A 25,237-nucleotide genomic window follows, 5' to 3' on the forward strand; every position below is an offset into this window, starting at 1 on the left:
AATGAATTTAAAAAAATTTATAACCCAAAAAGGATTATCGCTTACAGAGGCACTCGTTGCCGTTGTTGTTTCCACAATCGTAATGGGTGCTACTTATACAATTTATAGTAATTTTCAGGGAACTTTTGTAAGACAAATAAATCATAATAACATGAAACAAGAGGCAAGATTTGCATTGCATGTTTTACAACACGATAGCAAAATGGCAGGCTATAAACATCCTGATAGTACAGATGGTGAGGTTCAGGTACCTGTAAGGGTTTTAAATACAGATGGCACAGAAGTTTCAGATGATACTGAATATGGAGAAATAGTATCCTTTTGTTTTGATACCGAAGACAATAGCGGTACCATCCAAAGAAAATTAATTAAATATGAGTTAAAAGCTCCTTATTCTCCAATTACTGACAAAACAGTATTAAAGAAAAAAGTTTGGAATACTACTAATTGTGATGAGGACGATGCTGCCAATACCACAGTTGACGTTGACTGGATGCCTGTGGCTCAATTTTTTGATGAAATTGGAATTAGAATTAGAAGCAAACACATTGATTTTGAAATCACTCTAGTTTCCAAAGATGAAAAGGTGACAGAAAAATATACAGCTTCTTCTTACATGAGAAATCTAAACTTTGGTGGCAAAACCTATTATGTTTATGATGAAGAAGATCTACATGAAAGCAGAACTCCAGTTATTCCTTTTACTGGCAGTCTTAAAGTTCAATGTGCTAATAATTTAACAAGAGACATTCAGCTTGCTAACTTTGTAACCTCAGATGACATAATTATACTTCATCAAGGAGAAACAGTCGGAGGTACTAGTCTAACAAAAACACATGATGCAATAGTGTTTAATAGCGAAAAACCTCCTGCAATCACTGGAATTCCAAGTGTAAGTCATGATGAAATGAGATTAAAATTAGTGACAACTACCTCTGCTGCTAATTTACCTCCAGGTCTCACTGTTACTTCTGGATATGATGATATCAATAATAATAGTTCCGGAGATGATGGTGAATGGGACGGTTCTTTAAAACTTGAAGGCACCTTGGATAATTTAGATGACAATTATACCTTTAATTCTGATGGTTACCAAGACTTTACGATTAGATTGAAAGCAGATTTAGATACAAGTTGTGATAGTCAGCCATGGGTAAATCAAAACGAAGCATATAAAGACTATACAGTTAGAGTAATGAAGTATGATGCGCCTCAATTTTCAGATGTAAATTTGCACACCTGGGAAGCAAAAGGATTTACATATGGAAATGCAAATTATGAAAGAAGAGGTACCTCAAGTTACAATGGTGGACCAAATTATGATTTAACTGATGATGGAAGGTCATTCTATATACAACAAAATTTAGCATCACCATCTTTTTTAGCATCTACAGAAGAATATGATTCTTTTGTTTTAAAAGGAATGATTTGTTCTGGTGGTTATCCAGATTGTAATCACAATATGAACGCATGGATGGATGATGATATGTTAGGATTTGCTGCAGGATATCAAAGACCAAGTGTTGTTCAAAAAACTTGGCCCGATGGAAGAATTAGAGCATGTGCTGGAATAGATTATGAAAGTTTGAACGGTACATCTGGATTTAGTGCATCTAGACTAAGAAATTCATTAAGAAGCAGTGATAAAACAGAGTGGGATGGTTTGTCTGCATCTGAAAAAAATGATTGGTGGGGAGAACCAGCGGATATGGTTTATGATATGTATTTGTGGTCTTGGTGGGGTGCTCAGGGTAACAGATCAGCTATACATCTTCATCATTTTAAAGGTTATGAGTTTGATCACACCAGAAATTGTGGTTACAACGAGGGATCTTATTTATCACATGCTGATATGAGTAGGCTTACAGGATGGTCAACTCCAAATTCATCTAAGATGTCCGATTTTAACGAGAATGGGTATAACAGACTTTTTGCAAGGTTTGATAATACTAGACCAACAAATACTGGTTTCAGAAACTGTGGAGGTAGAGGAAGATCATTCTCTCAAATAAGTTATAATCCTGGTGCATCTCATAAATGGAATTGTGGCCATGGTCGTAATACTGGCGTTAAAAATACTGTAACTTTAACATACCATCCAAATAAATTTAGAGCTAACATAGATAATAAGCCTCATGTTTCAAGCGCCAATAGTCAAAGATTTACAGCTTTTGATTATAGATTTGATAGTGATGGAGATTTATTTGATCATACATTACCAACTTGGCCATTTAATGAAGATACAACACCTACAGAAGTAAATTTACCTGATGGTGATGATGATACAGAAGATTTAACAGGCGATGGGTTTCAAAGGTTTCAAAAAGGTTCGGTTGCTATAGTTTCTTTTTCACAACCAGACAATAGGTATTCAAATATTCAAATCGCAAGACTTCCAAGGTTTATACCAAATAAAACAGATTCAAATAAACCAATGCCCAAAGCTCAAAACTTATATTATTATATGGATAACGATTATTTTACCATCAATAGAATATATGGATTGTTGAGTAAATCTTATGATCCCTTCGGAGAGCATGTTGAGGTATTAGTTCAATCTACTACTACAGACGTTTGTGTTCAAGTTGGCAGTAGAGGAACAGCCGAAACTGGTAGTTTTAAAGCTCAAAATGTAGATGGTTCTAGTAGGTCAATGAATTGTAGGTTAAGTGGGGATTGGAGAGCGACAACTGCTGTTTGGGCAAATAACACTGAACTTCCCAACATTGGTGAAATGTATGATACTCAAGACAAAAATTCATATAGCGGCGCCAGAGCATCTGTAACAACAACAGCTGGTAATACTGTTTATGTCTTTGCCGATGGTTCTTTTAGATACCAAGCTTATGCGGATGGATTTAATGATGGAACCCCAAAATTTGACTCTTTTTATTATGCTGTTCAGTCAGAAGATACTTCCAATAATAGAATTTCAGATATTAAGAAGGTTTATATTGGTTTCAATATAGAAAATACAACACCAACAGGTGTTTCTTTCAAAGAATCTAACGGCACAGCGATCACAGATAATAATAATTTTGATATTGCAGAAGATGATAGTAAAGATTTTATAGTAGGTGAAATTTACACAACAAGTACACAAGAACCTGATACAAATGATTTTGTGAGATTTAATCTTGGTGAAGTTCCTAACGATGATGCGGACAAAGATGTAGATCATGGTACACGGTTCAGAATTGATCAAAAGGATGATAAGTATTATTTAGTTTTAAATGATAGCTCTGATATTAGGTGGTCTAATTTACCTTCAAATAAAAAATATTTTTCTGTAAGAATTGTTGCTACAGATTTAAGAGGGAATCAATTAGCTACCACAGAAAAAGTATATGTGGATAGAGTTGATTGCTCTGAAACAGCAATGGAAAATATAACTGTATACAAAACAAAAGCTGCAATGACTATTGAAGGTTATATTCAAGGACGAGAAGGGGAAAAAGTATTTAGACGACAAACTGTTCCTTTGACTAGTGAATTGGATGAGGCTGTAATTACATTTGATTTTCCAGAAAGATCAGTTCAACCATCTGTAAAAATTTCTGAAAAAACAGTGACTGTTGGCGGAGAAGATGTAGTTATTGGAATGTTATCAAACAGATGTAAGCAAACCCATAATTTCATTGATAGACAACAACTCTGGAGCAACTCATAATGAATAATAAAAAAAATCAAAGAGGTTTTGTTCTTGTATTTGTAATTGCTGTGGTTTCTGCACTGTCAATTATGACTGGAGCAATGTTTTTTTATTATGACAATGACTTAAAAAGTGTCTCAAGAAATTCTGTGATGCAACAAGTAAATCTTGCTGCTGAAACAGGTTTGCAAGAAGGTCAAAAATGGATCACTGATCAACTTAACTCAAATAGTTTTACTTTAGTCGATATTCAAAACACTCTGCATGTAGATGACTCAGATAATAAATGTTTGAATAGACATGGTTTTACTAATTCAAGTGAAGATGTTTATTATGCAAAAAAAATTAGTGCTAATCTTGGAGTAGATGATCCTAAATTTGAGGACATGTCTTACGAGGTCTTTGTTCAAAGACATGCGGATGTAGTTAGATCTATATATTTTTCAGAACAGGGTGATACAAATAATAACGGAAGAGATGCAGTTTATACTGACAGATCATTTGCTTTAGTAGAAAGATTTAAGGATTTTCCTTCTGATCAATTTACTATTGAGATGTGGATTAAGAACATGCAGGAAGATAGCGATAACACTTACAATATGCATGCTTTTGAATATGGAAGGCTTTGGGATCTTGTATTTAAAATTAAAAATAATGATTGGTCTCCAAGACTGGGAGAGGTAGTGCTAGCTGGAGATGGGTCTGTAGGAACACCAGTTAAAGGTGAGTGGGTTCATATTGCTTGGGTATGGGATGGAGGAACTCCAGGTAGTACAGATACAGATAATGTTAGAATCTATCAGAATGGGGAATTAGTTGGCACTTATGATGCTGATATTGGTGCAAGATCAGCGTATGGCTATACCAACACTCCAGAGACACTACCGGGAGATGACCATTGGCCATTAGCAATAGGTGAAGGTCTTCAAGGTTTTAATACTAACAGTTATTTAACTGGAAAACCAATTATTCAAAGTGTTCCTTGGCTTGGTAATATTGCGGAGATGAGAATATGGAATGTTTCTAGATCTGAAACTGATATAGCAAACAATAATCGAAGAAGATTAACCGGATCTGAACCAGGTCTTGTTTCATATTATAAATTTAATGAAGGATCTGGTAATACTGCTAAAGACTTTAATACATCAAGAGCAGCTGATAGAAAAAATGATGCAACGATCTATGGGATTGGAAACAAAGGAACGTTGTGGAAAACAGAAATATTAAAATATCCAGTAACTTCCACAACTGATGACGAACCATCAATTAATGTACCGCCTGGAGAAGATGTTGTTTATTACAAAATTTTATCTTGTGGTAATGGACCTCAAGGCCAAATAGTTCCTCTTGAATTAATAGTTTCTGCACCAGTTCAAAAAGGAGATGTAGGAACTGGAAAGATAGCTTTAACCGAAGAAGATTTGAATGATCTTACAGGTCAGGAGGGAACACCATTAAAAATTTCTTTAAACACTTACATAGGACAAGAGGGAGTTACAGGTGAAATAAATATCGATAATTCAGGTATAGATAATACTAATATTCCTGTTTTTAAAAGAGCTATGGAGCAATGCAATAACTTGGATGATTTTACTACCTTCAGTGAAGCATCATCTTACAATGAAGGAGATTGTGCTGAATTTGAGGATGTATTGTATTACTTAGAAAACGACCTTGGCAAATCATCTGGTATAGCTTTTATAGAAGACGATTGGGTAGAGGTTTTGGGAAGTGGCTGTGATGGCGTTCAATTTAAACCCTCTGCAGATGACGATCCTAGTTATGGACATTATTATAAATATTTTTCAACTGCACCAAATGTGACTGGAAGCGAGATAGGTTACAGAGGAAATTCTATAGATTGGTGGGAAGCTAAAAGAAGAGCTGAAGCATCTACATGTGGGGGTATGAGAGGTTACCTTGTTTCAATAGAAAGTGCTGATGAAAATGAATTTATTAAAGATGCTGTTATGTGTGATAATAGTACCGATTCAGGTTGCACAGGTGTTACTCCTTTCCATGTAGCTGCTGGTGAAACAAGAGAAAATTACTATGGCACTAGATTAGATTCATCTACAGACCAACATTTTATTTGGTTATCTAATTCTTATTGGAGAAGTGACCCACCTGATAAAACAAGTATGCAATCAGAGTCGGGTCCATCAATGGGTAAAGCAGTATCATATACGAACTGGCAGAGTGGTGAACCTAATGGTACAGTAGACAATCCAGAGCCATATGCAGATATGGAAATAAATCGATCGGGTCGTGTAAATGGCAAGTGGAATGATCTTAAAAGGTTTCCTGGCTGTACCTCTGGAGGATTAGATTGTATAACTGGTTATGTTGTTGAGTATGGAGGATACGATTATTTTAGATTAGATCATGATCCAGCTGGTGAAGATGATGATGTTGATGAAGATACTAAATTTTGTGTAGCAAGAGCTACAATTGTTAAGGATAAATATGTTGGTCCAACTGATTTGAACTCTGATGGAGATTTTGATGACGAAAACGAAACTGAAGATTTTTTAAAATATATAACAACAGAAGAAGATGCACCATCATCAATATCAGCTGATACATCTTCTGCATCTGACAGCAATACATCTGATGATTATCCTGGTTGGAATTTAAATACAGGTGTACTAACTTTAGTTCATTCAAGCAAACCTTCAAATTGGGATCCTGAAAGTGATTATGATGAAGATGATTTTGTTTGGTATAACAATAGAGTCTGGAAGGCACAACAAGATGTAACTGGAGGCTCAACTCTGGATATAAATGAAACTCCAATTTTATACAATCCACAAGTTTGGAAACAATACACTGGGAATGAGGATGATGCACCTTGTGCAGACGTAGATGTATGGTCGGAGGCCTTTGAGTCTATAAGATATTTTAATGAAAAAGTAACAGTAGTCGAAGATGGAGCAAATCCATATGCTAATGAGGGTACAGATGGCACTGATGGTACAGAATCAGAAGATGAAGATCAGTCTATTCCCTCTTTAGGAGAAAGAACAATTTTATTTTCATTAGGTCCATTACATGTTGAAGAGCACCGTGATGGTTATAATCATTTTTATGAATTTTACGAATATCCAAGAAGAGCAAGCGGAAATTCAAATAATGATATTTTTAATGATAAAAATCGAAGAATGGGAGAAGGGTTTTCATTAGCAAATCAATTACGTTACTTTGGAAAAAGTAGTTATTTAGCAACTATAACAAGTGAGTCAGAAAATGACATTGTAACTGAAAAAGCAGTGGGAAATGGTTGGATGGGAGGTTTAACTCAACATACAGACCAAGATGAGCTTGATGATATAGATAAGTGTGGTGGAATATTTAAACGAGATAGAGATGATGCTATTGCAGATGCAGAGTTCTTAAGAAATATTGGTAAAAGTGATGATTTATTTCAATGGCATAGAGAAGATAATGATTACTCAGATGGAGATTATGTTAGAAACATTGTTGAAAAGTATTGGACTGATACTTCTAATAAAACAATTTCTTCAATTACTGCAAATAGTCCTTCAATTTCTCCTGTTAATCCACCAGTAGTTACTACATCAAGTGCGCATGGTCTAATTCATGATGATATCATTAGAATTAGCGATATAAGCGCTGGTGATCAAAAAGAACTTGATGGGACTAGTGGAGTAACAAATTCTGGTTATTACAGAGTAAGAGTTTTAAGTAGCACAACTTTTCATTTGGTTGATGTTGATACTAGAAAATATATTCCTGCATCAGATTTTAGTTCCTATACTGGTAGTAGTGCTCAAATGAGAGAATTAGAAGGAATTCAAAATGAATATTACAGAGCCACTGGGAGTGTCACTGATAGTGATGAAGATCCCCAAGAAGAGTCTAATTTAGTATTATTTTTTAAAGATCCAAAAATTGCTAGGTTTAACAACAACGCGATAACTGGATCAAATACCAGATTATTCTTTGATGGTAATTTAATTTCACACACAGACTCTTCTGGGAGAGCAGATGATACTGTAGAACACACAGAGTGTTCAGCATGGAGGTGGATAACTGGACCAGAACAATTTTTATATGGTAGTAGAGGATTAACATTTTCTCCTACAAGAAGAGCTACAGATTCACCCTCAGCAAATAATGGTACATGGGAAAGAGGAGTTAGTCCTTCATCATCAGAACCAGTTGGACAGCAAATAGGGGAAGTTTTTGTGGATGGTATGCCTTTTAGAAATTGGAATGGCACAGGAGAACCAAATAATGTTGCAAAAACTGAACATGGAATTCATTTATTAGGAACCCATTTTCCTGATAGTGCTGAATTAACCTGGAATGATCTCCATAATTGGAATAACGGACCAGATGATTCATATTCACAATATTCTATAAGGGGCTTGGTCTTAGAGTATGGGGGAATGGAAAATGTTGGAGATCCAATAGTAAGAATAGCTGCAAAGAGAATTATTAATTTATATGATAGAAGAGTAACTAAAGCAGTAATAAAAATTAAATCAGGATCTCAACCAGGTGATAAATTAGTTGTAGGTGCAGACGAATTGTCTGAGTTTAGTTTAACTGCAACTAATAACGAAACATCAACTGTAACTATTACAGGTGATGGTTTATGTCAAAATTATTTGGATTTAGTCAAATCTATGCATTTTGAACACAATGCAACCACAGCAGGCACAAGAGAAATTGAAGTTTTGTTGGGAGATGTTCAAAAACCAACAGGTGCTGAACATTACTATCAATTAAATGATACTCAGCTAAGTTATAATCAAGCAAATTTTCAATCTAGTTATAAAAACCTATGTGGTATTCAAGGTTATCTTGCGAATGTTACAACATCTGCTGATTTGGATGCGATAAAAGCTCTTGGAGTTTCTAATGATAAACAAGCTTGGGTAAATGGAACAGATGAGTGCCAAGGTGGAATTTATAGGCCAGGTTTTTGGAGATATACATCTGGTCCATGGAAAAATAAAGAATTTTGGAGACTACGTATAAATTTTACTGATGACCAATTAAATAACATAGATGATGAAGCTAGTTGTGATGTTAATAGTTTAAGATCATCACAAAATAGTGTTCGTGTTGGACCGTTTAATTCGAGTAATTGGATTAGTAATCACCCAGCTGCAAATACAAATGATTATCTTGCCTTCCAGCAAACTACGAACTCAGCTACAACTGGTATATTAACAAGAGACGGAGCAGCTAACTCAGATGTTGAAGGATACATAGTCAGATTTGGTGGAAGTGTAGGTGATTTTGTAGGGGCAACTATAGAAGAAGATGACAATAATATTAATGTATTATTAGGTCCTGTTAGAGCTGAAGTTTCTTTTTATGATGATGGAACAGATAATAGTATTTTTATCGATAATGAAGATACAGTCAAAATTGATACATCAGGCGACATATCACTTTCAACTGGATGGAGCAGGACTGCAGAGTTTGATGGGTCAGGCAATACTCCATTAAAAATAACACCACCTTCAGGTGAGGCTCCAACGATAGCAGAATGGAGAGACGAATTGGAGAAAGTGTACTATCAAAATACTGATACAAGCGATTTCACACCTGGAAACAGAAAAATTAAAATCAAATTAGTTTATAACGATACAACTCTTAATCAGGAAATTGGAGTTGTGAAAGCAATTGGAAGTAGAAACGCTGTAACTGTTACACCAATATCTTGGAACAATAGATAACTAATCTAATCTCTTCCAGTTGTTGAAGATCCAGATATTTGATTTGTAGTTCCATCAGCATCTTTTGTTTGAACAGTTACAGTAGTTGAAACCGAGTCTGCAAAAGATTTTCCTGATAAATTTTCAAAATTAGATTCAACAGTTACAAAATAATTTACACTACCACCATCATCATAACCACTTGCAGGTAAGGTTTTGCTTATATCACCCGTCAAGGAAGAATTTATATCAGAAACATTACCGCTCATATCTACTTCAAAAGATGACGCTGGTGTAGCATTTCCTGAAGAGGTAGAGTTATAAGTGATATCTTTATCAATAGTAAAATCTCTAGCTGCCGCACTTCCTATTTGGACATCACTAGCAACAATACCTTGATTTATAGTCCTTGAGCTATAATTAATTGTGTGAGTAGGAACAAATGATCCAGCAGTATCACCAGGACTATCTACAGCGCTTGCCGCATCTCCTCCTGCAGTATCTACATAAAGTGTAGTACTTGTTCCAGTAAATGTTTCTGTACCACTAGATTTAGTGTTTAAGTCAGAATAAGTTGTTGTGCCTATACTATAACTATCAGTTTCAATTATAGATCTATCGATGAGTTCAATTTCGTCTCCATAAGCAAGATCTAGATAACCTCTTAAAGATAAATCAAAGATGGTTTCGGTTTCTTCTGTTTTCTCCTCTGCCAACAGATCTTCTTCAACTCTACTTTCAGCTATAATTTCATTTGCACCAATTTCAATAACTTCAGTTTTTATTTCAGCTAGTGCAACTTCTTGAAAAGCAGCATCTACTTCTGAATATATCTCATTTAACTGACTATCAATCTCTGAATAAAGTTGATTTATTTCTTCTTCTGAAGCCCCATCTTCAATAGCCTGATCTACTCTTGAATATAATAAATTTGCTTCTTGATCTGCTTTTTGCGCTAATTCCTCTGCTTTTTTTTCTGCTTCATAAATTTCAGGAAATTGTTCAGCAAACTGTTGTTCATATTGTTGATCCACTTCTTTCCAAGCAAGATCTGCTTGATCTTCTTCAACAAAAGTTACACTTCCATCTAATTGAAAAATTGGAACCAATCCTTCATCAGCTGCGTTTGTCCAATTTTGTGCATAATCGTCTGTATTAAATATAAAACTTTCTTTTGTCTGATTAAATTCTTCATTAGTAAAAACATCTAATCTAATTTCATTTGATAATTGGCTTTCAATTGATGCTAAACTAAATACTTCTGCAGATTGATTAACTTCAGATATTACATTATCCATTTCAAAAATAATTTGATCTAATTCCTCTGGAGAGGCACCAGATATTAGTGCTGTCTCAAACCTTTGATTTAATTCCTCCATTTGAGGATCAATTTGCTGTTCAAAAATTTGACCTCTTTCAAGATCAATTGCTATTTCGTTTTGACCTCTTAAGATTATTTGCTCAGGTATAAAATTTTCAACAATACCTCCATTATTAGCAATGTTTGCAAACTGAGGTTTCAAGTCAATATCTCCCATTTCTAAAAATACAACATCACCAGTCTGGTCATTAACGACGGGTACTTTAATGTCATTTAGTCCTGCGCTAAATTGATTTAATTCAGTTGGAACAAAATCTACATTTTCTATCCTTGCTGAAATTAGCATGACTTTCTCAAGTTCATTTTGTAATTCGTTTGCAAAAAAATCATCTGCCTCTGGAGAATTAATATTCAGACCCTCTGGTAACTGATTTTTTACATCTTCTGGAATCAGGGATCTTGGTATATTTTTTCCACTATTCAAAAAAGATTTTCCAAGTAATTGAGCGGTGATACCTCCATCATCTTTAGACAATGCTGTAACTAAAGTGTCTACAACAAGATCACTTAACTCTTCATCTTCTCCAAAAATTTCATCTTGAATAATTTGTTTAACTTCTTCATTTTGTTCATCTTCGTTTTGTGCAACTAAAACTTCCTCTGTATTTTCATTTTCTGTTACTTCTATTTCTGGCTCTATTTCAAGCTCTTGGAATTTTTTTAATTCATTTTGTGAAACTATTACTGGTTGTCTTGGAGGAGTATTTTGATTTACTTCCGTAAATAAATAAGGTTTATCTAAAAGAACTGTTCCAGCAGCATTAGAAACTTCAACAGCCCCAGGTCTTAATCCAAGTGAATTTTTAGGTCCTGGTCCAATTAGTAATATTTTACTTTTTGAGGTATTTGCATCTACTGAAGCTTTGAATTCAGTTCCTCTAGATCCTATTGTCCCTGCTGGGGTTTCAACTATTAAATTTTCAGGGTTTTTTTCAGTAATTTTTCCAGTTAATATTTTTACACTACCTGATTTTATTGTTGAAAGTAGTTTACCGTCGGTAGTTTCTGGATCGAAAATAAATTCATCAATAGTCAACTCAGTTCCAGACCCAATAGTCATCACAGTTTGATCTATGAATAAAATTTGAGATTTTCCTCCATTTTTAGTGACTAAAGTGTCTCCAAAATAAACAGAGTCTCCAACATTTAATTTTTTTCCATCTTGATTAAATGCATCACCAACTACAAAACCAATAATTCCAATTTCTTTAGCGAAGGATGACGAAATACTAAATAAAATTAATAAGGTTAGAGATAAAATTAACTTCATTGAAAAGATTTTATATGTTTTTTTCATTAAAAATATATTCTTTTTGTTAGACCGAAATTAAAAGTTTTCTTTTCATAATCGTTTTGAAGCCAGTTACTATTGTTGTTAGTTTCAGACAAAGACAAGCTATAACTGAATGAATTTAAATTTTCTTTTATTTTTTGAGAAGTTTTAATAAATTTAGTTGAATTAAAAAGTTGACCCAAACTCCCATTCAAAGAAATAGAATAGTTTTCTACATTGTCATTTCTAATAATTGATGGATGAATGAAACTATCTATTTGATTGTATTCTTTGTCAGTTTTTGAATAATTTATTCCAAAACTTCCAATTGGCAAGTTATGTGAGTAAGAAATTGTTAAAGAGTCATCTGTTAGTCCGTTGTAATCGGCAATTGCTTCAGTTTCATTAAACGCATATTTTAAAGTTAAAGATTGTTTATCGCTAAAAAGATATTGATATCCAACGTTCAAACCTGCTTTAAATGTATTCGACTGTCTTTTAGATGCATTTGAAGAATTTTGATTTCCTCTTGTCTCAGTCAAAACTAAACCAGAAAGAATTTTATGGTTACCATAAATATTATAATTGTTATTCAAATTAAAATTTCTTGAAATACTGTCAGCAGCTCTTCTTGTATTAGTATCTGTAAGAGAAAGAGATCCATTGAATACATTTTTTTCAGAAAAATTACTGTAACTAGCTGAAAATGAATTTGTATCATTTTCGTCTGAAGTACCTCTATTTTGTTCCGAGCTTGAAGTTCCAATAGATAGGTTTAAATTTGAGTTATTATTTATTTGATAAGTTGCACCTAACAAATAATTAATTATTTCAATATTATCACCTTTGACTCCAGTCATATCTACAATTGCTCCAGAAGAATATTTTGTTTGGGAATTAGAAATACTTCCTACATTTGTATGTAGTGCGGTTTTCCATCCAAAATCTTGATAAAAAATCCAATTTGATTCTGAAATTTGAGCTTGATCTTTTCTTTTTTGCTCAGCCTTGTTTACAACATCTCTAGCTTGTTGCATTGCTTCTTTTTTTGTTTCATTAATTTTCTTTTTATTAATATCATCAAAAACTTGAGCTACTCTTCTTTTTGTATTTTCATCTATTTCATCTGATTGTCTTATTTCATTTACAAGTCTCAAAACTTTTTCTGTACTGTCTGTCTTAACCGCAATCGATAAGAGATATAATTTAAGATCAATATTTTCTGGATATAAAGCAGTTAATCTTTCTAAAGTTGCAATTACATTTTTAAAATTACCAAGTTTTTCCTGTTCTCTTGCATATTTTAAATTTAATTTTAAATCAGTTGGATTGTTTAAAATTTCTTTATACTTAACTTCTGCTTTAACATTATGAGCAAATAAAGATACAAAAAGTATAATTATAATTTTTAAAAAATTTTTTTTTATGAAAAACTCAAAGTTCAAAATACAGACCTTAATTTTTATTAATTAAATTTAAATATAATTTTTATTATATATTAATTCCTAGATGGCATAATTCCAGTTCTTTGACCATCTATTGTATTTTCTGTATCACTTGCATCATCATTGTAGTCTGTAACATTAAGAGCAATTGTAGCGACAGAACCTGTTGAAGGGTTTGGTGATCCATTCATTTGAACATTAAAAAAGTCTGTCGCAGCATCAGCATAATAATTTCCTGCTGCAGAAGTAAAATTTGATGGATCAAAACCTCTTTCACCTGATTTAGTTGTAGAGGCTGTGGTGCCATTAGAATTATCAATACTAAATATTCCGTTATTTGTTCCCCACATAGATGTTGTAGCTGTCCCATTTGAATAATCAGTTGTAAAAGAATAACTAAAATCTACATTTGCATTTCCATCTAAACTTAAAGTTCCTGAATATGTGTTATTGATTGTTTGTGATGCAAAATTAACAGTTGTTACACCACTAAAAGTTCCTGAACCCGTTCCTTTTGTTGCTGCCATATTGATATTGTTTCCAGTGTAAGTATAAGTTCCTGAAGTGATACCTTGAAAGTCTCCATAATTTGTATCACCTAAATTTGTACCACCATAACGTAAAATATAAGCAAGGCCGTCACCTCCTTCTGCATTTGCCATTGCAATTTGATTTTCTTTAGTTTCATTTTCAAATTCTGCTTGCAAATCTTCACCGACAAGTTGAGTAATGTCCACACCCAATACATCAGCTATTTGATCAAATGTTAATCCTCCATCACTTAAGTTTAGAGCATCTGTTATCAGCTCTCCTATTATTTCATTTCCTGTTATTTGTTGGTCGTCAAACAATCCTTCTTTAATAGCATTTTCAAAACTTTGAGCGTCTAGATTTGCTTGTATATCAATAGCGTCTTGAAATTGCTGAAGTTGCTGTTGTGTAATTTCTACAGGTGGCGTTGGAATTTGATTAAAAGTTAATTCTGTGAAAGAAAAAGGAGTATCAAGTATTACACTTCCAAGCTCATTAAAGACTTCAACTGCACCTGGCCTTAATCCCAAAGTATTACCCTCACCTGGTCCAATAAGTAAAACTTGAGCATTTTCCTCCTCATCAACTATAGTTTGAAATTCAGTTCCTCTAGAACCAATAGTTCCTGCAGCCGTTTTTACTTCTAAGTTTTCTGGATTTTTTTGGTTAATTAAACCACTTAAAACTTTAACACTTCCTTTATTTAAAGTAGTTAAAAAATTTCCATCTAAAGTATTGGGGTCAAATACAAATTCATCAATTGTAATTGAGGTACTTTCACCTAAAGTTAAAACTGTTTCATCTAAAAAAATTATTTGTGATTTTGATTTACCATTAGATATAATTTCATCACCAAAATATACTTTGTCTCCTGCTTGAAGAATTTGTCCTTTTTGATTTGTTATTTTTCCAATTGAAAGTGAAATTGCTCCTATAACTTTTTCCTCAGCAAATAAATTATTTGCTAAAAATAGAGTAACAAAAATAATAAAGATTTTTTTCAAAACATTTGCCTTTTAGTCAATCCAAATTTGATTATTTCCTTGTCATAATCATAATTTAAAATATTTGATTGGGAACTTATATCAGAATAAGAAATATTATAATAAACATTATTCAAATAATCATAATTTAAAAATTTTTGTAAATTTCCATTAAGAACCAAACTGTTTGTTGTTATATTATCATCTCTAATTTTGTCACTTTTCACAAAAGTGTCTGCTTTATCATATTTATTTGAGTTTTTAGAATGTGATAATGTATAATTTAAAAATCCAATTTCACCGGAGGTAGAGATTTTATAATAGTTATTTTCATATCCATAAGAATCTAGCCTAGCATTATATTCATTAAAACCTAACTTAAATTTAATATTACTTTTATCTTCAAAAAAATATTCGTAACCTGTTGATATTCCATAATATGAATTATTTTTATTATCAGCGGAAGCGAATGTTGAGTCAGTCCTATAATCTGTGACACCCAGGTTAGAGGATATTAAAAAATTTTGATTTGGTTTAGTTAAGTATCTATTTTCTAATGTCATATTGTAAATGACATTCTCAGCATCATTAACAAATTTATTGTTATTTATTGAGAAATATCCTGAAGTATAGTTTCTTTCAAATTGTTTATTATAATTGACAAACAAGCTATCAAGATCATTTTCCTTATTTTTATCTTTATTTTGTTCAGTTATATTTTTACTTAAGCTTAAACTTAAATTTGAAGTATCAGAAAGTTTTTTAAATGCTCCGCTTCTTACAAAAAACTCATTATATGTGTCATCATATATTGTGTTTGCGGCATAATTACTAATAGTGTCACTAATGAATAAAGTTTTTGAGTTTGAAACAGTATTCACGTTGTCTTCTTCAAAATGATTGAAACCAAAATCAACATATTTAACCCATTCATTTTCATTTTTTGGTTTTTTTTGATTTTCTAAGGATTTAATTAATGAATTTAATTTTTCTCTAATATCAGCAGTTAATTTTTCACTTTTTTGAATATCTTCAATTATTGCTTTTGTCCTTTCTTTAGAGTCTATTTTTAATGATATTGATAACAAATATAACTTTAGATCAATATTTTCAGAGTAAAGATCGGATAATCTCTCTAAAGTAGCTATAACAGTCTTGTAGTTTCCTAAATTCTCTTGTTGCTTTGCAAATTTTAAATTTAATTTTAAATCTGTTGGGTTGTTAAGTATTTCAGAATACTTTATGCCACCTGATTTTTCATTAGCCATAACTATTTGATCTATTGTTTCAGATTTACTCTCTACAGTATAAATTTTGTTTATTTTATCTTGAATATCTTGAGGTATATTTTTAAATTCTTTGAGCTCATTGAGTATTTTTTTTGCAGACAATTCGTCATTATTTTTTTCATAAAGGTAATATAGTCTAATCTTGATTTCTAATTCTTTAGTATAATTTTCATTTAATATTTCTAAAACATAAATAGCCTCATTAATTTTTCTATCCTGCTCTTGATCAACAAATTTTAATGCTTGTTTTAAGTCACTTGGTTTATTTAAAATTTCACTTAAAAATAATTCAGCATATACGTTTGTTGCTGAAAAAATTAAAATTAGGATAGAAAATATTTTTTTAGTCATGTTTAGAGAATCCAGAAATTATTAAACACGTAATATCATCTCTTAAAGGCTCACTTCTTTTAGTTAATATACTGCTTAAATGGTTAATAATTTTTGATGGCGATCTAAATTTATTGTTAACAATTTCATTTTCAACTCCTTTTGCCTCTAGCTCTTTGTTATTCTCCAAGTATCCTTCAGTAACACCATCTGTATAGATCAATAAGTTTTTATTATTCAACTCTATTTCACTAGTTTGAAAAAAATCATCATTGTCCATTTTCATAATTCCAAGGGGAGGGAGGGTAGATTTGTAATACTCAAACTTAAAATTATTATCATAGACCATTATTGGTTCATGACCTAGATTTATATATTCAATTTTTTTTTCATTTATTTTATATCTTCCTATCACTGCAGTAATAAACATTCCTTGATATGAAGACTCAGCAACTTGGTTATTTACATATCTTGCTATTGTTGAAACAGATTTTTCAAGTTTTGCCATGGATCTAAATACTGCTGCTGCACTTGCCATTAATATTCCTGCTTTAACACCTTTTCCAGAGACATCTGCTAAAGTAAAGTAAAACTCATTATCTGAAATTTTGATGTAATCATAATAATCTCCAGAGACGTCTCTTGCAGGGACATTTTTTGCACAAAGAATATTTTGATTTTCAAATGTATTGGGAAATAATTTTTTCTGAACTTCTCCTGCTATTTCTCTCTCTTTCTTTAAAATTATTTGTTTTTTTTCGTTAGCAATTGCAATTTCATTTTCTTGAAGATATCTAAAATATAGGGTTAAAAGAAACAACAAACTAGAACCCATTATTGTATAAAGGACGTCTACAAAATAATTAAATTGATATAATATTAAGCTCGTTGACATAAGAGTTAAAACAACTCCTATAAAAAATAGTATACTAAATTTTGGATTAACTTTTCTCGGAATTATTAAAACTAAAATCAAAGAAGTTAGTAAAACAATATTTTCAATTATATCAGTTAATAAATTTTTTATTATAAAATCATCGTTTACTATATTTTCTATTGCATGTGCATGGGTTTCTACTCCAGGTATTACTTCACCGTTTGGTATTTTAACAAAATCAAATAAACCTTGAGCTGAACTTCCAATTAAAATTATTTTATTTTTTATTTTATCATTTGAAATTTTATCATTTAGTACATCAACTGCAGAAACATAATTATTTTTTTTAAATTTTTTGTAATTTATAAAAACTATCGAGTTTGGATCTGTATTTATTGAGTATTTTCTGGTTTTTATTTGTTCTATACCGTTATTGCTTGATTTCACTAAAATGCTCTTATGATTATGAAAAAGTCTTAAAGATTCTAAGCTTAAAGATGGCCATACATCATTATTGATTTTTAATAACATTGGCAAAGATCTCAAAACTCCATCATCATTGTCTAAGTATGAAATGTTTCCAATACCCTTAGCTTCATTGTTCATTTGTTCTAATGAGGTAATTTTGTTTTTAAACTTGTAAAGATATTGTTCAGGATCCATTCCTCTAGTTATCAAGTTCATTTTTGGTTTAGAGTTGTTTAATTTATTAATCTTGGAAATATCCCCTAAAACTGGAAGAATTATATTTGAGCTTTTGATTGCTTCTATAAATAATTTATCAGAGTCTAAAATATTATCTTTCTCAATATTGAACTCCTCAAAAACTCGAATTGGATTTTGTTTGTCCGCTTCACTAAAAAAAAAGTCAAACGAAATAACTGATGCATTAAGATCACTTAGTTTATAAATTAAATTTGCAAAAACATCTCTTCTCCAAGGAAACTGACCTATATCGTTTATACTTTTTTCATCAACATCAACTATTATCACATCATTAAATTCTGTTTCTTCTTGAAATATAGATTGGTAAATATCATAAGAAATATTTTCAACTCTTTTGACAAAGCTACTGTCTTGAATTTTAAAGAAAATTAAAAGAATTAATATAATCAATCCTAAATATTTTTTTAAATTTGAAATCGAACTGAAAATTTTATTTATAACCATAAAGCATTTTTAAGAGATTCATCAGAAGTATTGATTGTTTTTTTGTTTTGTTTATTTTGTATGAAAAAAATCTCCCTATTAATTGAGGGTTTGCTTAATTTTTTAAAAAGTAATTTGTGATCTACTGCAACACTTTCAGGAATTATAGCTACCCCCAATCCGCTTTTTACACATGCTGAAGCTGTAGTATCACTATTAGTAAATATGATATCTCTATCATTACTATTTTCTTTCCTAATCTTAATATTTTTTTGAACCTCGGAATAACCTGGAACCACACCCTTTTTTTCTAAATAGTCATAAAAAAAGAATTCACATGTATTTCGAAATATATAATTTTTCTCTTTTCTTATCATTTCAATATTTATTTCTTTTAGGTTTTGAAACTTATGACCTTTATAAAATGCTACACAGAATGGATCAGAATAAAGATTTGATTTTAAAATCTTTTTATCTTGTGTATCTATACAAGTAATAGCAAAGTCAATTTTATTTTGTTTTATTAAGTTAATCATTTCAAAACTATCATCCTCAACAACTTTAATTCTAATATTTGAATTATTTTTTTTTAATAACCAAAGAATATTTTCTTTATGTGAGTATGATAAGGTAGCAGGGATTCCAAAAGTAATTTGATTTACTATTTTAGTTTTTTCCTCAATTTCTAATGATTTTATATTTTCTATGACTTTATCATTAAAAGATAGTATTGACTTTGCATTTAGATAAAAAATTTCTCCTTCTTTAGTTAATAAGACGCCTTTTTTTGTTCTAGTAAATAATTTTTTTTTTAATCTATTTTCTATAATTTTTATCGCTCTTGTTATAGATGGTTGAGCAACATTTAACTCTGTGCTAGCAGATAGAATGCTACCTTTGTCAGATACTGTTATAAAGTACCTTAAAAATTTAGGGTTTAAAAAATCTTGATTGGACATAATATTATATAATTTTTATATATAAAAATTATTTTAATATATAATTTTTTTAATTTTAACAGTGATTTTTTTTATAAATATTTAAAATAGTCAATTTTCCTATTTAAAGTCTCCAATTGTATTTTCTATGTCTTCTTTTTTAATCATCATTAAATCTAATTTTGTTTTATTATTTTTTTCAGCTAGTCTAACTGATTGATTTTGAATACAGTCTTCAAAAAATCTTCTTAAATCTCTCGCATTTGAATATCTCTCACCAGTAACCTCAATTATTTTTTTACAAGCGTTTTTAATTGAATTGCTTGCATCGTTTGCTACTACATAGCTGTTCTCTCTACACATTTTGTAAAAAATTTGATAAAGCTCTAACTCATTATAGTCATCAAAAATTATTTCTCTTTTAAATCTCGATACTAAACCAGCATTACTATTTATAAAATTTTGCATATTTTTTTTATAACCGGCAACAATTACTATCAGTCTATCCCTATAATCTTCCATGTATTTTAGCAATTCATCTATAGCTTCTTGACCATAATCATTTGGATCTTTCTTGTTGATCAAGGTATAAGCTTCATCAATAAACAACACATTATCTATTGCTTGGTTGAATTTATCTGCAGCTCTTTCGGCTGTTTTTCCTTTTTCTGCAACAACTAAATCGCTTCTTGTAACTTCAATTAGTTTACCACCATGTATTAATCCTAGTTCTCTGTAAATTTCTGCAAGAAATCTAGCAACTGTTGTTTTACCAGTCCCAGGGTTTCCAGAAAAAATTAAATGAAGAGTTAAAGATGGACCTCCTTCAAGTCCTTTTTCTTTTCTTTCTTTAGAACTTTGAAGGTAAGCAACAAGTTTTTTGACCTCATCTTTTACTTTTTTTAAACCTGGAAGTTTATTAATTTCTTGAATAGTTGATAGATTTACTTCACTCATTGATTTATGTTTAATAATAGTTAATTATTATACACTCTTAAATAAATGAAACTATTTATTCAAATATTTTTATTGCTATTTTTAACTAATTTTAATGCAATTTCAGGTGAGTCAGGTGATTTACCTGGACAAGAAGAAAATAAACCAGAAGATATGTTTGATAAAAAAACTGAAGAGCAAGAAGGTTTGGATATCTCAAGTCTTACAGAATTATTAAAACCAAAAAATACTGACGTTTTACTTCCAAAAAACCGTCTAGATCAAATATTTAATCAATTTTTTTTAGCGGAACTCAATAAAGATCAACTAAAAATAATTGGAGAGTGTGAAAAAAGTTTAGTAGATGGTAATTGTTTTGTAGTAGAGCCAAAAAAATTATCAAATCATTTTAACAATTATTTTTTTTATACGAATTCTCAAAATCAAGTTTATTCAATAATTGTTTTTAATAATGAAAAACAAGGAGACTTAAATAGTTGCAAAGATAAAATTTCTTTATGGAAAGATTATTTTAATAGTTTTGATTTAACAGAAAAGGAACCTAATGATAATTCGTTAAACTTTGTTTTAACAGATGCCCCTCAAAAAAATAGTTTAGAAATATTTGCATCTTGTTATTCTGAACAATTTAGAGATATTAAATCAAGTTTTAGTATAAAGTTTTTCAAAAATGTTTAATGAGATTTTTGGTTATATTTTTTTTATTATTTCCAAATAATCTATATGCCGGAAGCATAACCACGGATGTAAAAAAAGCTTATAAGGAAAGAGTAGAATTTGTAAAAAAATACATTTCTAAAATAGAAGAAAATAGAAAAACCAATAAAAAATTTAGAGGCAGTGTAGTTGAGTCCGTTTCAGGTAGATTATATACGATGTGGGGATCTTTACCTCAAAATCAATTAGACAAACAAGCATTAGAAAGTTGCAAAAAAGACGGTGGAATTGATTGCCTAGTTCGATTTAGAACACTAGAGAGAAATTTAAAATATAACAGATATGCAAAATATATTAACTCAAAATTGAGCTTAAAGGTTTTAGGTGAGTATATTAAATCAAAAAAAGTTTATTCTTCAAAAGGAATAGATTTTTTGATTAGTACAGAAAATTTTAAAAACAAAAAAGATTTTTTTTGTGGACAAGTAAAGTCTAATTATGAGGATATTACCAATAATCTAATAAAAGAAATAAGTATCTATCCAGAATCTTTTTTACAAAACTCAGGTTTAAAATATGTAATGATTTGTGAAAAAATAACTGACAAATCATTAGGATTTGAACCAGGTGGTTTGGCGCCAGGACATGTTGATCAATCGCCAGGAGTTTTTTATTTAAATTTGTCAGTCGTTAATGAAATTAAAGACTTAAAAGAAAAAAAAAATTATATTAGACTTTTGTTCCATCACGAATTCTATCACATTATAGATTCAAAATTATCATTAATGCAATTAGATGAAACTTGGGAAAAAATAAACAAAGTGGATTATTCTAATGATTTAATAACAGGAGGTATTGGAATAGATACCTCGGTAGAAGGATTTATCTCAGGTTATGCTAGAAATAATTCTGCAGAAGATAAAGCAGAATTATATGCATTCATGATTGCTCAACATAAAGAATTTAAAAGAGCTATAGCTAAAGACGAAATATTGTTAAAGAAATCAAAATTAATGATCTCTAGGCTAAAAAGCATTTCAAAAGAAATAAATAAAAATTTTTGGAAAAATTTAAATTAAGTTTTTCTTAATTCGCTAATATTTTTAATTAATTCTTGGCAATCTTTTTCAACTTTTGAAAAGACATCTGACCAGTCTCCTTGGACTTTTTGTCTGTAAATTCTAAAATTATCGTACCAAATAGTTTCATCTTTAGAATTTAACCATCTCCAATCAGAAATTTTGGGAAGCAATAACCAAGTTTGAGTACCAAGTGTTCCTGCTAAATGAGCAATTGAAGTATCAGTTGTTATAACGAGATCTAAATATTTTATTATCGCAGCAGTATCGATGAATTTTTTTGAACCACCATCCATCAGCAAATCATAATTAACAATATTTTCCTCCAAATTAAATTTTTCAATTTCAGATACAGCCGAACCTTTTTGAAGATTTATGAATGTAGCTGATGGATTTTTTACAATGTTTTTAAAATTGTTAAGAGAAACTGAATTATTAGCAACTCTAGGATTTAAACTACTACCTTGCCAGTTTAAACCAATTTTTACATTATTATTAACTTCTATCAGCGTTTCCCATTCTAGAAGTTTGTTGTCATTAATTTTGATGGATGATGGAAAAGGACAATTGCTATTAAGATCCGGTGTAAGTAAATAAATTAAATTTTGCAATGGTATCCAATAATCATAATCATCATATTCACTTTCACTACTAATAATTTCTTCTATAAAAACCATATCCTCAAAGAAATGATGCAGTTCTTCCTGACACTGAAATATAATTTTACAATTAAGCTGACTTAATGTTTCAAGGTATCTTGAAAATTGCAAAGTATTACCCAACCCACTTTCAGCAATAATTAGAATTTTTTTATTCTCAATATTTTGACCATTCCAAATTAAATTTTTTTTATGAAGTACTGATTTAAAATTTTTATCTTCATATATTCTATGATTATATTCTTTGAAACCTTCTTCAAAATTTGACATTGATAAAAGAGTAGTACCTAAATTAATTTTTGATTTATTAAAGTTTGGATTGAGCTCAATTGTTTTTCTATACATTTCAATTGCTTCAGAATATTTTCCAGCATTTAGTAAGGTATTTGCAAAATTAAAATGTACTACGTGTGAATCTGGTTTAGCTTTAATTGCTCTTTGGTGACAGATTATAGCATCTTCATATTTATGCTGTAGATAGAATAAGTTTCCAAGGTTACTTAGAATAAAATGATTACTTGGATTGTTTATCAGACCTTGTTGATAAACTTTTATGGCTTCATCGTATTTTTGTTCTTGTTTGTATAAAGTTGAAAGACTTAAGTATGCCTTTATTTCTTGGGGATCTATTTTAATGGCAGCTTTGTAACACTCAATCGCTTTTTCTAACTTTTTACTTTGTTCATAGACTAGCCCTAAACTTAAATAACCATCTATATAAGTAGGGTCATGAGCCAAAAGATTTGTTAAAACTTTTTCTGCAGCAGAGTTATTATTTAATAAAAAAATATTTGTACCCAATCTATTTAGTGCTTTACGATCAAAATTTCTATCTAGTGAAGAAAAATAATACCAAATTGATTTATCAAAGTTATTTTGTTTATAATGAATATCTCCAATTAAATTATAAATTTCATGATTGTTAGGATCGTGTTTTAAAAGATTGCATGCATTTTGCTCAGCAAGACCGTATTGTCTATTATCTAATAATTGATAATTTTTTTTAATATTTTGAGCAACTAGAGATTTATTCATTTTTAAAACGAATCAGTTACCTAACAATATATCTTTAAATCAAATTATAAAAGACCGATCCTAGATATGGATACAATGCAGAAGCTATGACAATAAAGCATCCATAAGGAATTTGAAAATTTTTATCTTTTTTGTAAAAATAAATGATCAATGAACCAATTATTGCCCCAGTGATTGCTGAGCTTGCTAAGATTAAGTAAATTGATTTTACTCCAAGCCAAATACCAACCATTAGAAATAATTTGGCATCTCCTAAACCCATGCCTTCAACCTTTCTGACTTTAAAGAATAAAAATCTAATAATATAAATAATTAAATAACCAATTACCCCACCAATAATAGAACTAAATATATTAACATCAAAAGGATTATGCTTAAAAAAAGTAAAAATCAGACCAAGAACTGATAATGGAATGGTAATTTTATCAAGTATTAAATAATATTTTAAGTCAGTAAAAAAAATTATTAATAATCCTGAATAAAAAATAATGAATGCTAAAGTTTTAACATTCAGTCCGTACAAACTGTAAGCATAGACAAATAAAATTGCTGTTAAAATTTCGACTACAAGATAGCTGATATTAATTTTGCTTTTGCAATTTTTACATTTACCAAGATTTATGATGTAAGAAATGACTGGAACATTTAGATAAAAAGGTATTTTATATTTACAAGAAGTACAAAATGATCGTTTTGAAATGATATCTAAATCATTAGGAAGTCTATATATACATACATTATAAAAACTACCAAAAATAGATCCAATAATAAACAGTGATAAGGAAAGCACTTATCTTTTAAATTTTATTTTATCTCCATCGTCATCATCTCTTTTGATGCTAGGATTTGTTTCCTCAGTTTCCTTGTTTTCTGTTTCTTCATTATCATATTGTTGCTGAGGTTCTTCACTAGGAGCAAGGTCAACATTTTCACTTGCTTGTGGCTCAGGTTCTTGAATGGTTTCTGGCTCTGTACTTATTTCAGCTGCATTTGTACCTGTTACATTTTTAATTTGAAAAATTTTATCTAAGTGAGCTAATTTGATAACTTTAATCACTTCATTACTAACGTCTGTTAGAAAAAATTCTTTAGATTTACTTTTTGAAAGTTGCATACCTTCTACTAATGCAGCTATACCAGAAGAATCAATATAGCTCACTTTTGAGAGTTGCACCTCAATCGTCTTCACATTATCAATTAAGTCTTTAATGTTATCTCTTAGTTCTGGAGAGCTATCTAAATCAACTTCACCATCAACGAACAATTTTCCTATATTTCCATTAATTTTTTGTTCAATAGACATATGTAT

14 protein-coding genes are annotated in these 25,237 nt (G+C 30.4%); 4 read left to right on the forward strand and 10 right to left on the reverse strand.

Features of this window, described 5'->3' with window-relative positions; translation table 11 throughout:
• Position 1: 1 nt before the first annotated feature.
• Together ACTTAW_RS02515 and ACTTAW_RS02520 are read left to right on the forward strand one after the other, a co-directional pair.
• Positions 2-3,670, forward strand: coding sequence for a PilW family protein (locus ACTTAW_RS02515; protein WP_440650991.1), 3,669 nt, complete (start codon positions 2-4; stop codon positions 3,668-3,670).
• Positions 3,670-9,366: a LamG-like jellyroll fold domain-containing protein gene (locus ACTTAW_RS02520; protein ID WP_440650992.1), complete on the forward strand. Its 5,697-nt coding sequence runs from the start codon at positions 3,670-3,672 to the stop codon at positions 9,364-9,366. Before ACTTAW_RS02515 ends, ACTTAW_RS02520 begins: the two co-directional genes overlap by 1 nt.
• A gap of 5 nt (positions 9,367-9,371) precedes the next feature.
• Here the strand turns inward: ACTTAW_RS02520 and ACTTAW_RS02525 are convergent, their stop codons facing one another.
• The 7 genes from ACTTAW_RS02525 to ACTTAW_RS02555 form a co-directional block, all read right to left on the reverse strand.
• Positions 9,372-12,023, reverse strand: coding sequence for a FecR domain-containing protein (locus ACTTAW_RS02525; RefSeq protein WP_440650993.1), 2,652 nt, complete (start codon positions 12,021-12,023; stop codon positions 9,372-9,374).
• Positions 12,023-13,444, reverse strand: coding sequence for a tetratricopeptide repeat protein (locus ACTTAW_RS02530; protein WP_440650994.1), 1,422 nt, complete (start codon positions 13,442-13,444; stop codon positions 12,023-12,025). The genes ACTTAW_RS02525 and ACTTAW_RS02530 overlap by 1 nt, the downstream gene beginning before the upstream one ends.
• 53 nt (positions 13,445-13,497) lie before the next feature.
• The gene (locus ACTTAW_RS02535; protein WP_440650995.1) at positions 13,498-14,979 is read right to left on the reverse strand and encodes a FecR domain-containing protein; all 1,482 of its coding nucleotides are present in this window, start codon (positions 14,977-14,979) and stop codon (positions 13,498-13,500) included.
• Positions 14,976-16,598 carry a hypothetical protein gene (locus tag ACTTAW_RS02540; protein WP_440650996.1) on the reverse strand — a complete coding sequence of 541 codons (1,623 nt, stop codon included), beginning with the start codon at positions 16,596-16,598 and terminating at the stop codon, positions 14,976-14,978. The genes ACTTAW_RS02535 and ACTTAW_RS02540 overlap by 4 nt, the downstream gene beginning before the upstream one ends.
• Positions 16,591-18,624, reverse strand: coding sequence for a CHASE2 domain-containing protein (locus ACTTAW_RS02545; protein WP_440650997.1), 2,034 nt, complete (start codon positions 18,622-18,624; stop codon positions 16,591-16,593). Before ACTTAW_RS02545 ends, ACTTAW_RS02540 begins: the two co-directional genes overlap by 8 nt.
• Positions 18,615-19,562, reverse strand: a complete 948-nt coding sequence (locus ACTTAW_RS02550) for a LysR family transcriptional regulator (protein WP_440650998.1) — start codon at positions 19,560-19,562, stop codon at positions 18,615-18,617. The genes ACTTAW_RS02545 and ACTTAW_RS02550 overlap by 10 nt, the downstream gene beginning before the upstream one ends.
• Before the next feature lie 99 nt (positions 19,563-19,661).
• Positions 19,662-20,498, reverse strand: a complete 837-nt coding sequence (locus ACTTAW_RS02555; protein WP_440650999.1) for an AAA family ATPase — start codon at positions 20,496-20,498, stop codon at positions 19,662-19,664.
• Positions 20,499-20,543: 45 nt separating this feature from the next.
• Between ACTTAW_RS02555 and ACTTAW_RS02560 the strand changes: the two genes are divergently transcribed.
• Positions 20,544-21,176: a hypothetical protein gene (locus ACTTAW_RS02560; protein ID WP_440651000.1), complete on the forward strand. Its 633-nt coding sequence runs from the start codon at positions 20,544-20,546 to the stop codon at positions 21,174-21,176.
• Positions 21,176-22,234 (forward strand): putative zinc-binding metallopeptidase, encoded by a 1,059-nt coding sequence (locus tag ACTTAW_RS02565; protein ID WP_440651001.1) that lies wholly within the window; start codon positions 21,176-21,178, stop codon positions 22,232-22,234. Before ACTTAW_RS02560 ends, ACTTAW_RS02565 begins: the two co-directional genes overlap by 1 nt.
• Here ACTTAW_RS02565 and ACTTAW_RS02570 read toward each other — a convergent pair.
• The 3 genes from ACTTAW_RS02570 to ACTTAW_RS02580 are packed head-to-tail and all read right to left on the reverse strand — an operon-like array spanning position 22,231 to position 25,231.
• On the reverse strand, positions 22,231-23,928 hold the full coding sequence (locus tag ACTTAW_RS02570; RefSeq protein WP_440651002.1) for a tetratricopeptide repeat protein: 1,698 nt from the start codon (positions 23,926-23,928) through the stop codon (positions 22,231-22,233). The two genes, ACTTAW_RS02565 and ACTTAW_RS02570, sit on opposite strands and share 4 nt — an antisense overlap.
• A 34-nt stretch (positions 23,929-23,962) precedes the next feature.
• Positions 23,963-24,718: a prepilin peptidase gene (locus tag ACTTAW_RS02575; protein WP_440651003.1), complete on the reverse strand. Its 756-nt coding sequence runs from the start codon at positions 24,716-24,718 to the stop codon at positions 23,963-23,965.
• Positions 24,719-25,231, reverse strand: coding sequence for an STAS domain-containing protein (locus ACTTAW_RS02580; protein ID WP_440651004.1), 513 nt, complete (start codon positions 25,229-25,231; stop codon positions 24,719-24,721).
• Positions 25,232-25,237: the final 6 nt, after the last annotated feature.

Origin of the sequence: Candidatus Pelagibacter sp. HIMB1495, assembly GCF_052047955.1 — a bacterium.
Taxonomy (GTDB): domain Bacteria; phylum Pseudomonadota; class Alphaproteobacteria; order Pelagibacterales; family Pelagibacteraceae; genus Pelagibacter.

What these genes read in the sequence shown, in the direction of transcription:
- ACTTAW_RS02545 (WP_440650997.1), bottom strand. Translation starts at nt 18,624, where the DNA reads ATGGTTATAAATAAAATTTTCAGTTCGATTTCAAATTTAAAAAAATAT.
- ACTTAW_RS02525 (WP_440650993.1), bottom strand. Translation starts at nt 12,023, where the DNA reads ATGAAAAAAACATATAAAATCTTTTCAATGAAGTTAATTTTATCTCTA.
- ACTTAW_RS02520 (WP_440650992.1), top strand. Translation starts at nt 3,670, where the DNA reads ATGAATAATAAAAAAAATCAAAGAGGTTTTGTTCTTGTATTTGTAATT.
- ACTTAW_RS02555 (WP_440650999.1), bottom strand. Translation starts at nt 20,498, where the DNA reads ATGAGTGAAGTAAATCTATCAACTATTCAAGAAATTAATAAACTTCCA.
- ACTTAW_RS02570 (WP_440651002.1), bottom strand. Translation starts at nt 23,928, where the DNA reads ATGAATAAATCTCTAGTTGCTCAAAATATTAAAAAAAATTATCAATTA.
- ACTTAW_RS02565 (WP_440651001.1), top strand. Translation starts at nt 21,176, where the DNA reads ATGAGATTTTTGGTTATATTTTTTTTATTATTTCCAAATAATCTATAT.
- ACTTAW_RS02540 (WP_440650996.1), bottom strand. Translation starts at nt 16,598, where the DNA reads ATGACTAAAAAAATATTTTCTATCCTAATTTTAATTTTTTCAGCAACA.
- ACTTAW_RS02515 (WP_440650991.1), top strand. Translation starts at nt 2, where the DNA reads ATGAATTTAAAAAAATTTATAACCCAAAAAGGATTATCGCTTACAGAG.
- ACTTAW_RS02580 (WP_440651004.1), bottom strand. Translation starts at nt 25,231, where the DNA reads ATGTCTATTGAACAAAAAATTAATGGAAATATAGGAAAATTGTTCGTT.
- ACTTAW_RS02560 (WP_440651000.1), top strand. Translation starts at nt 20,544, where the DNA reads ATGAAACTATTTATTCAAATATTTTTATTGCTATTTTTAACTAATTTT.
- ACTTAW_RS02550 (WP_440650998.1), bottom strand. Translation starts at nt 19,562, where the DNA reads ATGTCCAATCAAGATTTTTTAAACCCTAAATTTTTAAGGTACTTTATA.